This is a genomic window from Achromobacter pestifer, assembly GCF_013267355.1.
Taxonomy (GTDB): domain Bacteria; phylum Pseudomonadota; class Gammaproteobacteria; order Burkholderiales; family Burkholderiaceae_B; genus Achromobacter; species Achromobacter pestifer_A.
On the sequence record NZ_CP053985.1, the window covers coordinates 2,394,366 to 2,409,072 of the forward strand.

Sequence of the window (14,707 nt, forward strand, 5' to 3'; positions counted from 1 at the left end):
GCGTTGATCCAGCGGTGGCGGCGCCGCTCGCGCAGCGCCGCTTGACGCTCGCGGCGGCGGCGTTCGATTTCCGAGCGGCCTTCAGATACCGAACCCGGTTTCCTCGAAGCCGCCTCCGAGGACGTCGTCGCCTGCGCTGCCGGATTCGTTCCTTGACCGTCTTGGGGGGAACCTGCGGATGCACTGGTCGAGGTCGACTTCGATGCTGAGTGCGCTTCGTTCATAAATCAAACCCTTGAAGCAATAGTCCGCCAACTGATTCTGGCGGTAACTGGAAAGAATGAGTGTCCGGCCGACCAGGCGCTCTTCGAACAGAGCCAGCCACAGGCGGGTGAAACGGCAAGGCTCGAAAGGGATGGCCCCTTCGATCACGTAGACATCGAACGCCGGCGCGAGCGCCAGCGCAAAGGAAAACTCCTGCCGCGCGTAGAGCGGCCAGTGCTCCATCGGCTTGGCCAGGGTTGCGGGATCGCTGACCAGGTCCGCGACCAGTTCATGCGTGGCGTCCGCGTCGATCTCGTACATCTCGCTGACGAAGTCGATCATGCTCAGGCCGTTGGCCTTGCCACGAATAAAGCCCTGCCGGCCTATCGCCCACGACACGTTGCCATCGTGCTTGACGAAGCCCTGGCGCGGCGGGCGCAGGCCGCAGAGCACATCGACGATCTGGCGATGCAGTTCCGGCGCGGGCGACAGCAAGGCATAGCGCCCGACCGGTATCTCGAGATCCACGTTGGAAAGCAGCGCCTGCCTGCTGCCGAATGCATAGGGCTCATCAGTGACGCCATTGAGATGGATCATCTTCTTCCCTCACATCGGCTGAACATTGGGACGGGCCAGACGCTCGGCCGCCAACGCAAGCACCATCAAGAAAACCAAAGAGGTCAGGAAGTACCCCAAACTCGCATCATGCGAGGTGTAGGCTTCGAAGTAGGCCGAGCGCAGCAGCTGCATGCCGTGCGCCAACGGCAGCCACAGCATCCACGGGCGCAGATTCTCCGGCAACTGCTCCGAAACAAAGAACACGGCCGCAAAGATCTGCAGAAACCGTTCAATGATCGGCGCCAGCCTGAGGAAAAAATGCCAGAAGGTCGCGATCGAGCCGAACAGCACGCCCAGGGCGGCCCCGAAACATCCCATCAGTACGACAAAGAGCAGGAACCCCGGCCAGCTCTTGGGCAGCGTCACCAGCTCCAAGGCATGGCCGGCGCTGATCAGCACCAGGAACACCACCAGATACACCGACACGTAGATGAGCGCCTGCACCAGCGCGCACATCAGAGGCGTGACGCCCTGGAAGTTCAGCAGGCCACGAGCCGACACGTAGGCCGTGCTGCTCCGGAAGGCGATCTGCCGGAACATGATCCAGGTCGTGGCCCCCAACAGCGAGAACGTCTGCACGTCCATGCCCATGATGTAGTGCGTGCCCATCAGGATGTACAGCGACGAGATCAGCGTCAGCAGCACGACCGGGCCCACCAGCGCCCATACCAGGGCGATCCGGCTCTCGCCATGCATCACGCGCAGCTGGTAAATGAACATCGCCAACAACGTGCGTCCGACCGGCCGGACCTTCACTGAATGGCTAGGATCGTGTCCTTGATGCAGATCCTGCAAGCGCTCCCGCAGAATCGCCAGATCGCCAGCCTCGTCCTGCGGCACCTCGACTTCCAACGCTATGTCGTTGCGCGAGGCATGGCGGCGCGCCTCGCGCGCCTCATCCTGTTTCCTGCGCTCCACGCGCCGCGCATGCGCCATGGCCAGGCGCTCGTCCTCCGCCGCCAACCTGGCCGGCATGTAGCCGGGCGCGAACACCTCGACGCCGTCGCGGATGTCCATCTCCAGCAGGCGCACGATGACGCGCAGGCGCCGCCGCGAAAAATCGGCCAGCGTCTCGTCGACGGCGCTGCGCGCGATCTCCGCATCCAGCTCCGCCTGCACGGCCTCGTAGACCGCCCGCCGGGCAGCCACGGAATCGTGCGGCTCGCCCTGCAGACGCGCGACCAGAGGCTTGAGCAGGACGGCCGGCGGGGCCTTTGCTTCAAACAATGCCGCCGGATCCAGGCGCCAGGCCGCGACGCCGGATCCCACTGAGTAGCTACTGTCCTTACGGCGCGAGCGCCAGCCCTTGATCCTGTCCTCGTTGCTCATCGACACGCTATTGGCTTATGCCGGACGAGCCGCCCGAATCGCTGTCGATGGCGCGCGTGGCGCTGAAGCCGGCGCTCATGGTGACGCGGAATGCCGACAAGACCTTCTGTACCTGCGTGAACGGCGCATCCGAGATATAGATGGCCTGGCCTTCATGCACGGTAAATTCGCGCGCCAGCGCCACCTGCTCCGGACGCGTGAGATCGAACTGGTAGACCACCGGCAGCAGATCGGGCTTACCCACGGCGCCTGCCTTGGCGGGCGTGAAGAGGAATACGGAACGCGGATCCGCCAGCTTGTCGTCCAGGCCCTTGGAATCCGCCAACGCATCCAGCACGCTGTAGTTGCGCTTGCTGATGGCCACGCGCCCCTGGTTGCCGGCCGCGCCCAGCACGGTCAGGTACTCTTTCGAGTCATAGGCGGTGATGACGTCGCCTGCGCGCAGCAGGATGTCGTTGTTCTGGTTGCGATAGATGTCCGATAGCCGTACCGACGCCACCTGGTTGTCGCGGCGCAGGCTGATGACGAGCTGCTCGGGATTCGTCTGCACCGGCGCGGCCTGCGCCAGCGCGCTGCTCAGGCGCTGCGAGGTCTGAGTGATGGGATACATGCCGGGCTTGGTCAGGTTGCCCTGCACCGTCACCATCTGGCCGCGCGCATCCGCGGCGCGCGTCACGCTGACGTCCGCGCCGACGACGAGCCTGGCCAGGCGCGCGACGACGGCGTCATGCAGCTGCCCCAGGGTCTTGTCAGCGGCGTGGAATTTTCCAAGGATGGGGAAATTCACATTCCCCGCCGTGTCTATCTCCTGGTTGCCCAGGTCGCTCACGCCCGAGGGATCCGCCGCGAACACGCCCAGCCCGCCGCGCTCCCACACCTTCACGTTGATGCCGTCGCCGGGCACCAGGCGGTCAAAACCAGCCTGCGTCAGATCGCGGTAGCGCACGGGAAAGTCGGCCACGTCGGGCACCCGGCTGGCCTGCACCAGTTCGCGCGACACGGGCATCACGATGACGTCCTTGTCATCGTGCGCGCCCGTCATCTCGCTCAACATCGGGCCGGAACGGGGCAGCTGGCACCCCGCGAGAGTCAGCGTGGCAAGAACCACCATGGTCAGGGCTGCCTTGCGCGGCAGCCCCGAACCCGGGACGTACATATGCATAAGATCCTTTCGTTTCAGCAGCTTGATTGGTTGGGCGCCAATCAGGCCTGCATCAAGCGCATGGGTTCGAGATCCATGCGTTCGTCGTTCTCGGACACCACAGGCATGCACAGACCCATGAACTTGGTCAGCATGGCGTCAAGCGAGAACAGCTTTTGCGCGCGGTGGCGGCTGTGCTCCCTCAACTGCTCGTTGCTACGCACCTGATCCACCATGGACGCGACTTTCTCGCAGGCCTCGTGCAGATCCGGGTGATCGACGCAGCTGAGCAGATGGCCGGTCTCGTTCTCGACAAAGCATTCGCCAGCGCCGCCGGCAGGGGTCGAGATCACCGGCACGCCCACGAGCTGGGCTTCGATCAGCACGTTGGGCAAGCCTTCGTAGCGCGACAGCAGGACGCTGGCATCCATTTGCGAATACCAATAGCCGACGTGGTTGGAAAGCCCGACCAGCAACAGCCTGTCCGTCACGCTCAGCTCTTCGGCCAAGGCCTCGATGTTTTCGCGCAGGCGTCCATCGCCCACGATGACGAAGCGCGCTTGCGGACGGTCCTTCAGGTACATGGCCGCCAGCTTGATCCACAGCTGCGGCCGCTTGTCCGGCTCGAGGCGGAACACGCCGCCTATCGTTTCCGTGGCGTCGTTCGTGCTTTCCTGGAAGGCTTGCCACTTTTCCTCATCCACGGCCGACGCATCCGTCGACAGATCGGGCACGCCGTTGTACAGGATATGGAAGCGCGTGATCGGGATGCCCAGCCATTCCGAATAGGCCTCCGCGGCCTTGCAGCTGTTGCTGACGAAAACCACCCCAGGCACCAAGGCCAGGGCCTGGTACAGCTCGGGATACTCTTCGCGGAAGCGGTCCTTGCGGATGTTCGGCGGCAGTCCGCGGAAGACCAGATGGATGGTCGGGGCGCCGGCCAGAAGCGCGGCCAGCGCGCCGAACAGGCAAGTGCCGTCCTGCCACAGGCTCACCACGTCGAACGGGTTCTCCCGCAACACGGGAGTCAGCCGCGTCACGCCGTAGTGAACCGGAGGCGGCAATTGCTCCAGCAGACGGCTCAGGCTGCCCTCCGGCACGGATTGATGGGACACCGACACCGCCGGCAGCTTGTTGATCTCCGTGACCGGTATCTGCGCCTTCGCCAGCACGGGCAGGAAGAAATCAAGCCCCTGCTTCTTGGTGGAGCCCGCGGGCTCGGTGTGCTGCTTCACCATGACTTCGACTTTCTTCGGCATCATGATGACATCGGCCGGCCGGCGCTCGGGAGACTCCGCCAGGCGGGTCAGCTCGCCCGCCAGCCGCGTCAGCTGGCGTTCGGCGCCGCCAGGGCCGAGGCTGCCCGTCACGAGCGCCACGGAAACCGGCTTCTCCGTCGAATGTTCGGCGATCTTCCGGTCGCGGAAGTGCAGGATCGCATGCTTCATCGACACGATCCTGACATCCTTGCCCACCAACCCCTCTTCGGATTCAAAGCGCTGGTAGAAGGCGTAGTCGCTGGCCAGGTCGTTGGCCAGTTCCGCCGCCTTGCTGCCCGGCGTCAAGTGCTTCATGACGGGTGCGATCGCGTCGAACGCATCGGCCAGCAGCCCGCGCTTGCGCAGGCGCTTGGCGAACTCGACGCGCATGTTGCGATCGGTGTTCTCCGAAATCAGCCGGCGAAACAGTTCGTCGGACTGCTGGTGCGCACGGATGTCGCTAAGCAGCTTGGCCCGGGCGAATAGGCGGTCGGGGTTCTGCGTAGAGGGCGGCAAATGGCGGTCGACCAGGGACAAGGCCTCATCGATCTGCCGTTCCTTCACCAGCCGGGTCGCGCAGTAGCGGACGATCAGAAAGTCGTCCGGGCACTCTTGCAGCAGCGTGGCCCACTGCCCGGCCATGCCTTCGTTCAGGCCCGCCGCTTCCTTCAGCCTGAGCAGCAGGAAGCGGACCTTCGAGTCTGCCAGGTGATCGCACGCCAGCGCCTGGGCGCGGGGCAGATTCTCCTGCGCGACTTGAACCCGCACCGACGCCGTGACGATCTCTTCCAACTGGGCTTGCACCGCCTGTAGGTCGGATGCAGCCTCCGCACTCTCGGTAGTCAGTGGCGGATTCATGCTGCCTTCCTCCGATTGATCTTCTCGATCCACACCTGGCAGCGCTGGATGTAGTGATCGAACTGCGCCGGATTCTCGGAACGTTCCTGCAGCTTGCGCCAGTACGGCAGGGCCTGCTCGAAGCGGTGCAGGCGCATGGCGCCCACGGCGGCCAGGCGCAGGCCGATGGGATCGTCAGGCACCAGCTTCACGATGCGCTCGCCCAGGGCCAGGCGCTCGGTGGCGCTCGCAGGATCCAGCGCACGCGATTCCGCGTACAGCACGGCGAGGATGCGGCGCTTCTCATGGTCGACTTCGGTCATGGCGGGCCAGGACTGCGCCACGCGGTCCAGCAGGTTCCAGGCAGCCTGGTGATCGCCGGCGGACAGGATCTCGCGGGCGCCGCGGATCGCGCGCGGCCCGAGCCTGCCAAGCTGGCGCTCGGCCTCGTCGCGGGCGCCCTGGTCGGCGCCCTCGTGGCCCAGAACCGTCTTGTAGGCGTCGATGGCTTCGCCGTACCAGCCGCCATTGAAGGCGACCCGTGCGAAGTGCAGCTGCGTGCTGAACGAGGTGGAATCGCCCGCCGCGGCCTGTTCGAGGTGGCGCATGGCGGTCTGCTTGTCTCCCAGCGCATCGGCCGCGCGTCCGCGCATCGCATGCAGCTCGGGAAAATCGATCTGCGTGTCGAGCGCGATATCGGTAAGGTCGATGACTTCCTTGTGATTGCCCGCGACCAGCGCGGCCCGCACGCCCAGGCGCATGGCGCGTTCAAACGCGCGCTGCGCGCGCACGCCGGCCAGCGCATCGGGCGTGAGCAGGCGATGCGCGCAGATGCGTTCCGCCGCATCGCGCAGGCGTCCCTCTTCCAGCGCGCGATTGCCTTCTTCGGCCCATGCCTGCGATTGCGCATTCAGCCAGGCAGCCGCTTCTTCCTGCTCGCTGCTTGCCAGTTTGCTCGAGACCGCCAGCGTGGCGGCTGCCATGATGCAGCCGCGCCATGAGGCTTCCTTGACCAGTTCCAGCGCATCGACCTCATTGAGCGCCGGCGATTCCGACGCCAGGTTGCGCAACCCAGCGCGGTCGCCGGCCAGCAGGCGGTCGCGCCACAGCATGGCGAAACCGCGGCCGTACGCAGGCATGGCCGCGCGAACCTCGTGGACCCAGCGTATGGCGGCTTCCATGTCGCCGCTGGCCTGCAGCAGCGCGAGCACGGTGTCGGCGGCTTCCACCGCAACTGCGTCTTCCGGGGAGGAGATACGGAACAACTGCTTCCAGTTGCCCAGGGTCTCGTCCACGTAGCCCAGTTGGCCAGCGGAAATCGCCGCGATGCGCACGATTTCCGAAGTTTCGATTTCATCGCCCAACAAGCCGGCGGCAAGCGAGTACGCCACGTCATGGCGTCCCAGCTTGAACTGGTTGCGCATCAGGATCTGTTCGGCCTTGCTGCCGGACGCCATGGCTCCATCGGCGCTGCCCAGGAGCGCCAGCGAACCTTCATAGTCGCCCAGCTCTTGCTGGATGCGCGCAAACAGCAGCGTGTGGTCCGGCAGGCCGGGATGGCGGCGCAATACCTCGCGCACGCGGCGCGAGGCTTCGCGCAGTTCGCCCGAGTCCCACAGCTTCTCGATGCGGTCGGCGCTTTCGTCGGCGGCAAGCTTGGGCGCGGCAGGCTGCGTGGTCGAGGCGTCCATCCGCGGACGCATGTAGGTCTTGAACCATTCGCCGCACAGGCGTTCGGCGAAGGCCGGCGTGTAGTGGGTCAGGTCGAGCCCGCCGTCCTCCATCGCTTCGGCCTGACCGATCTTGTTCATCAGCAGCGTCGGGTCGTAGCAAGGCACGCCAATGCGCTGCGCGCTGGCGAGCACCGCGGCGATCAGCTGCTGACGCTGTTCGATGGGCGCGTTGTCCGGCGTCATGGCGTTGACGTGCGTGACGAACACCACTTTGTCGCGGCCCAGCAGGTCGACCAGCTGGTTCATTTCCTGCTCGATCTCCTCGTCCGTCTGGTCGCGCTTGACGATGCGGGCCAGCAGGTCGCGGTCTTCCGCGGACAGTCCCTTGAAGACCGGGTCCTGATCCAGCAAGGCGCGCCGTTCGGCCAGGCGGTCGGCATGCGCCATGGACCAGAACATGCGGGTGCGCGTGCGGTCGGCGAAAAATTCGCTGAAATAGCGCACCAGATAGTTGGACTGGATGGGATAGCCGTCTATGGTCAGCAACTTGCGCGAGGACAGTTCGACCACGTAGAGGTCAGCCGGCTTGTGGGCGCCTTTACGCGCCTGCTCGCCATTCGAAGGCCGGAAGATCACGGGCTGGACGTCGGTAGGGATATCGCCCTGGCCGAACATGAAGCGCGCCTGCTGCAGCGCCTCGGCGCTGGTGTGGACGAAGCCGTAGTTGCGCCCGAGTTGCAGCTTGATCGGGTAGCGGCCCACGGCATCGCGCAGCGGCGTATGGATGCGGCAGGTTCCAATCGGAGCGGTGGTAAAAGCAGCCATTCGGAGGCTCTCCTCTAGTGATCGATAGTGAGCCTGAACTTACAGAGTCCAGTACAGGAGGTCGGACTGAAGCCGTTTGCTGTCGAGCACGGACTTCAGGTCGCACACCATGCCGTCGCTCTTGACCAGCGTCGGCAGGTCGTCCCAAAAGGTGTCCATGGTTTCGCGGTGCGGCACCGCCAGGATCAGCACATCCATGTCGCGGAACTGGTCGCGCTCGACAAGCTTGATGCCGTACTCATGCTCCATCTGTTCCCGATCGGCCATCGGGTCGCACGCGACCGGGGTAATGCCGTATGCGCCCAGGGCGTTGTAGAGATCGACCACCTTGGAATTGCGGATGTCGGGCACGTTTTCCTTGAACGTCATGCCCAGGATGCCGACGCGGGTCGTGGCGTTGAGGCGGCCGTTGCGGGCCAGGGTCTGGACCATGCGCGAGGCCACGTGGCTGGCCATGCCGTCATTGATGCGGCGGCCCGACAGGATGACTTCGGGGTGGTAGCCAAGCTCCTGCGCCTTGGACGTCAGGTAGTACGGATCGACGCCGATGCAGTGGCCGCCCACCAGGCCGGGCGAGAACTTGAGGAAGTTCCACTTGGTGCCCGCGGCCGCCAGCACTTCCGAGGTACGGATGCCGACCAGATCGCAGATCTTCGACATTTCATTCATCAGCGCGATGTTGATGTCGCGCTGCGTGTTTTCCAGCACCTTGGCCGCCTCGGCGACCTTGATGGAGGAAGCGCGGTGCACGCCCGCGTCGATGATCTGCTCGTAGACGCCGGCGATGACTTCCAACGATTCCTCGTCCTGGCCGGACACGATCTTGACGATCTTCTCCAGCGGATGTTCGCGGTCACCCGGATTGATCCGCTCGGGGCTGTAGCCCAGCTTGAAATCGACGCCGCAGCGCAGGCCGGACACTTTCTCCAGCTCCGGTCCGCAGATTTCCTCGGTGGCGCCGGGATGGACGGTGGATTCGAATACGACGATGCAGCCGGGACGCAGCACGGGGCCGATCGAGCGGCAGGCGCGCACCAGCAGGGAAAAGTCGGGGTTGTTCCTTTCGTCCACGGGGGTCGGGACGGCGACCACGAAGAAATCGCAGCCTTCCAGTTCCGAGACCTGGTCAGTGAACTGCATGGGGGAGGCAAGCAACACGTCGCGTTCGATCTCGCCGGTCCAGTCATCACCCTCTTTCAGCCGTGCGATTCTGCGCTTGTCCACATCAAAGCCGATGACATCAAAGCGCTTGGAAAATGCGACGGCTACGGGCAGGCCGACATATCCAAGGCCACACACTGCAATTCTCTTTACCACGGGGGACCTCACTGGTTTCGTCGTGTCGAAGACACTAGAAATTGACGCCCGGGGGGACATGGAATCGATGCGGAATCGAATATGTTTGCCCCGGTTCGGGCGGGCGTATTGCTTAAGAATATTTACAGCTAGATACTTGAATAAACGTACCTAGCTGCGAGCCAACGAATCGTATAGGGGGCAAACAGCAAAATTCTTTCTAAATATTTTTATTGCTGTGCAATTAAGTCGAATTCGTCGCAATAAACCCAGGGAAATCCCTCAAACAATTACATTCATTACACAAACCGCAACATGGCCTGCCAATGAGATTGTTAGTAAATATATAAAAGGGTTTTTGTTGGTCCGGTTTAACAAAAATGAAAAAACATAATATTGGCGCGGGGTTATTTATTAATAGCCCGAGGCAATGTCATATTCCCAAACAGCCTGGCTACAGTCATTATTCAGAAATAACAAAGACTGACTCCGCCCGCCGCACAAGTAAGTATTCGCACACTCACCGCCCCAAAAGCAAAAAGCCCACCGGGCGGGATGGGCTTTTGCTTGATACTGCTGCGGCTGTCCGGCCTTACTCGACCGTCACGCTCTTGGCCAGGTTACGCGGCTTGTCCACGTCCGTGCCGCGGGCGCAGGCCGTGTGGTACGACAGCAGCTGCAGCGGGATGGTGTGCAGGATGGGCGAGAGCTTGCCGTAGTTTTCCGGCATGCGGATCACGTGCATGCCTTCGGCGCTCTGGATCTTGCTGTCGGCGTCGGCGAAAACGTAGAGCTCGCCGCCGCGGGCGCGCACTTCCTGCATGTTGGACTTCAGCTTTTCCAGCAGCTCGTCCTTGGGCGCGATGGTGACCACGGGCATGTGCTCGGTCACCAGGGCCAGCGGGCCGTGCTTGAGTTCGCCGGCCGGGTAGGCTTCGGCGTGGATGTAGCTGATTTCCTTGAGCTTGAGCGCGCCTTCCAGGGCGATCGGGTAGTGCATGCCGCGGCCCAGGAACAGGGCGTTTTCCTTGGAGGCGAAGCGATCGGCCCAGGCCATGATCTGCGGCTCCAGGGCCAGCACCGAGCCTATGGCCACGGGCAGGTGGCGCAGCGCCTTCAGGTGTTCGGCTTCCTGCTCTTCGCTGAGATGGCCGCGCACCTGCGCCAACGCCAGGGTCAGCAGGAACAGGGCGGTGAGCTGGGTGGTGAAGGCCTTGGTGGACGCCACGCCGATCTCGACGCCGGCACGCGTGATGTACGAGAGCTTGCACTCGCGCACCATGGCGCTGGTGGACACGTTGCAGATGGTCAGCGTGTTTTCCATGCCCAGCGAGCGGGCGTGCTTGAGAGCAGCCAGGGTGTCGGCGGTTTCGCCGGACTGCGAGATGGTGACCACCAGCGAGCGCGGGTTGGGCACGCTGTCGCGATAGCGGTATTCGCTGGCGATTTCCACGGCCACGGGGATCTTGGCAATGGACTCGATCCAGTACTTGGCGGTCAGGCCGGCGTAGTAGCTGGTGCCGCAGGCCAGGATCAGCAGGGAATCGATGTCCTTGAAGATCTTGTAGGCCTGGTCGCCGAACAGTTCGGGAGTGATCGCTTCGATGTCTTGCAGCGTGTCGCCGACAGCGCGCGGCTGTTCGAAGATTTCCTTCTGCATGTAGTGGCGGTAGGGGCCGAGTTCGGCCGCGCCGGTATGCACGTGCACGGTATGGACTTCGCGGTCCACGTTCTTGCCGTTGGCGTCCACGATCCAGACGCGCGAGAGCTGCAGGTCGACGACGTCGCCGTCTTCCAGATAGATGATCTGGTCGGTGGTGCCGGCCAGGGCCAGCGCGTCGGAAGCCAGGAAGTTCTCGTTCTGGCCCACGCCCACCACCAGCGGCGAGCCTTGGCGCGCGCCGACCACGCGGTGCGGTTCGTCGCGGCAGAACACGGCGATGGCGTAGGCGCCATGCAGACGGCGCACGGCGTTCTGCACGGCTTCGAACAGGTCGCCGGCATACAGGTGGTTGACCAGATGCGCGATCACTTCGGTGTCGGTCTGGCTTTCGAAGACATAGCCCACGGCCTGCAGCTCGGCGCGCAGTTCGTCGTGGTTCTCGATGATGCCGTTGTGGACCAGCGCGATGCGCGGCTCGTCGTTGCCCAGGTGCGAGAAGTGCGGGTGGGCATTGTGCGTGGCCGGCACGCCGTGGGTAGCCCAGCGGGTGTGGGCGATACCGGTGAAGCCGCTGACCTTGTCCTGCGCAACCTGTTCGGCCAGTTCGGCCACGCGTTGCGTGCTGCGCGTGCGGCGCAGATGGCCGTCGGCGTAGACGGCGACGCCGCAGGAGTCGTAGCCGCGGTATTCAAGGCGCTTGAGGCCTTCAACGAGGATCGGGGTGATGTCGCGCTGGGCGACGGCGCCAACAATGCCGCACATAGGAGAGTGCTCCGGTAAGTTCGTGTACCGACGCATTGTGCTCGTCCCCGCAAGAAATTTGATTTCTTTCTAAGACAAGAAATGGAAGTTAATTCCCTTACATGAATGTGATTAAATAATATTTCTCCAATACGTGTTTTTTGAAATTTATCATGCAAAACACACAAATTCCCCTGCCCGAGCTGGATGATCTGGACCGGCGCATTCTTGAACAGTTACAAGAAGACAGTTCGCTGACCAACCAGGATCTGGCGCAGCGGGTACATGCCTCGCCCCCGACCTGCCTGCGGCGGGTCCGCCGGCTGATGGACGAAGGGGTGATAGACAAGCAGGTGGCCATCCTGTCGGCGGAGAAGCTGGGCAGCACGCTGACCGCCATCGTCGAGATCACGCTGGACGTGCAGGCCGCTGAAAGCCTGGACGCGTTCGAGCAGAGCATGCTGACCGAGCCCGCGGTGCTGCAGTGCTACCGGGTGTCGCCCGGACCGGATTTCGTGGTGATCGCGCAGGTCAAGGACATGCCGGCCTATCACGCGCTGGTGCACCGGGCCTTTACCGCACAGGCCAATGTGCGCAACGTGCGCACGTTCTTCTCGGTGCATCGCGCCAAGTTCGAGACCCGGATAGACCTGCGGGCCTGAGGCGCCGAAATGGATCAGCGGCGGGCGGTCAGGCGTTCGAATTGCGCCAGGTAGCGGTTGCCCATTTTCTGCACGTCATGCTCGTTGCGCACGTATTCGTAGGCGCGCTCGGTGACTTCCTGGCGGAAGGCCGCGTCGTCCAGGCAGCGCGCCATGCCTTGCGCCATGGCCTGGAAGTCGCCCACCGCGCACAGCACGCCGCGCCCGTCGGCCAGGCTTTCCTTCAGGCCGCCGGCGTCGGTGGACACCACCGGCACACGCTGCAGGAAGGCGTCCAGCACGCTGCTGCCCAGGGCCTCTTCCTCGGAGCTCATGACGAACACGTCGAGGATGCTGTAGAAGTCTTCCACGCCCTTGCGGAAACCGGCAAAGCGGTAGACGTCCTCGATGCCGAGCTGGCGGGCCTCGTCCTTGGCCTGCTGTTCGCGGTCGCCGCCCGCGCCGAAGTGCAGGAACACGAAGTCGCGGCGCGTCTTGGCCAGTTCGCCCACGGCGCGCACCAGGGTGACCGGATCCTTGTCGCGGATCAGCGCAGCGGACGTCGCCATGACCTTCTTGCCGGTCAGGCCGAATTCGCGCACCAGGTTGGCGACGTTTTCGGCGTTGATCTGGTGCGGCTCGACGGCGCTGCGGATGATGACGGGCTCGATCCCCAGGCGGCGTGGCTCGCCGGCGGCCATCTCGCTAATTGCCACGAACAGGTCGGCGTGGCGCCACTTGAAGCCGGTCTTCCATTCGTCGCCGGGCTTGACCACGAAGGACGTGCGGCGGGAAAAGACCACCGGACGGCGGTGCAGCCATTTGGTCAGGACCGCCCAGGTAATGGTGTTGGCGGTCTGGGCGTGGACGATGTCATAGCGGCCGGCGCCGGCCAGGAAAGCCAGCTGCCCGGGCACGTTGCGGCAGGTATGGGCCACGAAGCCCTCCTGGCGCGCGCGCTCGGCCAGCGGCGCGCCTTCGCGGCACATCACTTCGACGTCGTGGCCGGCCTTGCGGAACGCGCGCATGCAATACAGCGTCTGCCGTTCGCCGCCGCGCCAGCCCTTCTCGAAGTTCAGCTGCAGGATCTTCATGCGCGGCCGATGCCCGAGTACTCGAAGCCCAGGCCGCGCACATCCGCGGGCGTGTAGAGGTTGCGGCCGTCGATGATGAGCGGCGTCTTGAGCAGGGCCTTGACGCGGTCGAAGTCGGGCGCGCGGAAGACCTTCCATTCGGTCGCGATCAGCAGCGCGTCGGCGCCGTCCAGCGCGTCGTACATGTCGGTGGCGAAGCTGATGCCGGGTTTGCCGGCCAGCGCGCGGGCGGCCTCGTGCATGGCGACGGGGTCATAGGCGCGCACCTCGGCGCCGCGGCGCGTCAGTTCGGCAATGACGGTCAGGCTGGGCGCTTCGCGCATGTCGTCGGTGTTGGGCTTGAAGGACAGGCCCCACAGCGCGATCTTGCGGCCCTTGAGGTCTTCGCCGAAACGCGCGACCAGTTTCTCGGACAGGCGGAATTTCTGCGCGTGGTTGGCGGCCTCGGCGGCCTCGATCACGCGCATGGGCAGGGAGTTCTCGGCAGCGGTGTTGACCAGCGCCTGCACGTCCTTGGGGAAGCAGGAGCCGCCGTAGCCCGCGCCGGGATACAGGAAGTGGTAGCCGATGCGCGGATCGGCGCCGATGCCGCGGCGCACTTGTTCGATGTCGGCGCCCAGCGCTTCGGCCAGGTTCGCCATTTCGTTCATGAAGGAAATGCGCGTGGCCAGCATGGCGTTGGCGGCGTACTTGGTCAGCTCGGCCGAACGCACGTCCATGACCATCAAGCGGTCGTGGGTGCGCTGGAAGGGTTCGTAGATGCGGCGCATGACGCCGATGGTGTAGTCGTCGTCCGCGCCGACCACGACCCGGTCCGGGCTCATGAAGTCGTTGATGGCGGCGCCTTCCTTGAGGAATTCGGGGTTGGACGCCACGCTGAAGGGAATGTCCACGCCGCGCGCGGCCAGTTCGCGGGTCACCACGGCGCGCACCTTGTCGGCCGTGCCCACCGGCACGGTGGACTTGTCCACGATCAGCTTGCGCGAAGTCATATGGCGCGCGATGTTCTGGGCGGCGGCCAGCACGTACTTCAGGTCGGCGGATCCGTCCTCGCCGGGCGGGGTGCCCACGGCGATGAACTGCACGTCGCCGAAGGCCACGCTCTGCGCGACGTCGTCGGTGAAATGCAGGCGGCCCGCCTGCACGTTGCGGCGCACCAGGTCTTCGAGGCCGGGCTCGTAGATGGGGATGCCGCCCTGGCGCAGCAGGGCGATCTTCGCCGCGTCCACGTCCAGACACATGACGTCGTTGCCCATGTCGGCCAGGCACGCCCCCGACACCAACCCCACGTAACCGGTACCCACGACCGTGATCTTCATGCCTGAACGCCTTCAAAATAGGTAATCGTTGCGCCGGGTGACTGAAACCCGGCGCCGGCCGTCATTA

General features: G+C 64.2%; 10 protein-coding genes. 1 reads left to right on the forward strand and 9 read right to left on the reverse strand.

The features are described from left to right. Positions 1 to 81: 81 nt before the first annotated feature. The 7 genes from FOC84_RS11605 to glmS all read right to left on the reverse strand — a co-directional run bounded on the left by FOC84_RS11605 (position 82) and on the right by glmS (position 11,607). The gene (locus FOC84_RS11605) at positions 82 to 801 is read right to left on the reverse strand and encodes an ATPase (RefSeq protein ID WP_173144545.1); all 720 of its coding nucleotides are present in this window, start codon (positions 799 to 801) and stop codon (positions 82 to 84) included. A 9-nt stretch (positions 802 to 810) separates the two neighbouring features. Beyond that, entirely contained in the window at positions 811 to 2,151 is a 1,341-nt protein-coding gene (locus FOC84_RS11610) for an ABC transporter permease (RefSeq protein WP_173144546.1), read from the reverse strand. Between the two features lie 7 nt (positions 2,152 to 2,158). Then, positions 2,159 to 3,313: a polysaccharide biosynthesis/export family protein gene (locus tag FOC84_RS11615; protein WP_173144547.1), complete on the reverse strand. Its 1,155-nt coding sequence runs from the start codon at positions 3,311 to 3,313 to the stop codon at positions 2,159 to 2,161. Between the two features lie 41 nt (positions 3,314 to 3,354). Then, positions 3,355 to 5,409 (reverse strand): glycosyltransferase, encoded by a 2,055-nt coding sequence (locus FOC84_RS11620; protein ID WP_173144548.1) that lies wholly within the window; start codon positions 5,407 to 5,409, stop codon positions 3,355 to 3,357. Further along, on the reverse strand, positions 5,406 to 7,886 hold the full coding sequence (locus FOC84_RS11625; protein ID WP_173144549.1) for a hypothetical protein: 2,481 nt from the start codon (positions 7,884 to 7,886) through the stop codon (positions 5,406 to 5,408). The genes FOC84_RS11620 and FOC84_RS11625 overlap by 4 nt, the downstream gene beginning before the upstream one ends. A 39-nt stretch (positions 7,887 to 7,925) precedes the next feature. Further along, positions 7,926 to 9,185 carry a nucleotide sugar dehydrogenase gene (locus tag FOC84_RS11630; RefSeq protein ID WP_173144550.1) on the reverse strand — a complete coding sequence of 420 codons (1,260 nt, stop codon included), beginning with the start codon at positions 9,183 to 9,185 and terminating at the stop codon, positions 7,926 to 7,928. A gap of 589 nt (positions 9,186 to 9,774) precedes the next feature. Further along, the gene (gene glmS / locus FOC84_RS11635; protein WP_173144551.1) at positions 9,775 to 11,607 is read right to left on the reverse strand and encodes a glutamine--fructose-6-phosphate transaminase (isomerizing); all 1,833 of its coding nucleotides are present in this window, start codon (positions 11,605 to 11,607) and stop codon (positions 9,775 to 9,777) included. A gap of 152 nt (positions 11,608 to 11,759) precedes the next feature. Here glmS and FOC84_RS11640 point away from each other — a divergent pair, with 152 nt between their 5' ends. Then, positions 11,760 to 12,248, forward strand: coding sequence for an Lrp/AsnC family transcriptional regulator (locus FOC84_RS11640; protein ID WP_173144552.1), 489 nt, complete (start codon positions 11,760 to 11,762; stop codon positions 12,246 to 12,248). A gap of 14 nt (positions 12,249 to 12,262) precedes the next feature. Here FOC84_RS11640 and FOC84_RS11645 read toward each other — a convergent pair whose 3' ends face one another. Further along, entirely contained in the window at positions 12,263 to 13,321 is a 1,059-nt protein-coding gene (locus FOC84_RS11645; protein ID WP_173144553.1) for a glycosyltransferase family 4 protein, read from the reverse strand. Next, positions 13,318 to 14,640, reverse strand: coding sequence for a UDP-glucose dehydrogenase family protein (locus FOC84_RS11650; protein ID WP_173144554.1), 1,323 nt, complete (start codon positions 14,638 to 14,640; stop codon positions 13,318 to 13,320). The genes FOC84_RS11645 and FOC84_RS11650 overlap by 4 nt, the downstream gene beginning before the upstream one ends. Between the last annotated feature and the right edge of the window lie 67 nt (positions 14,641 to 14,707).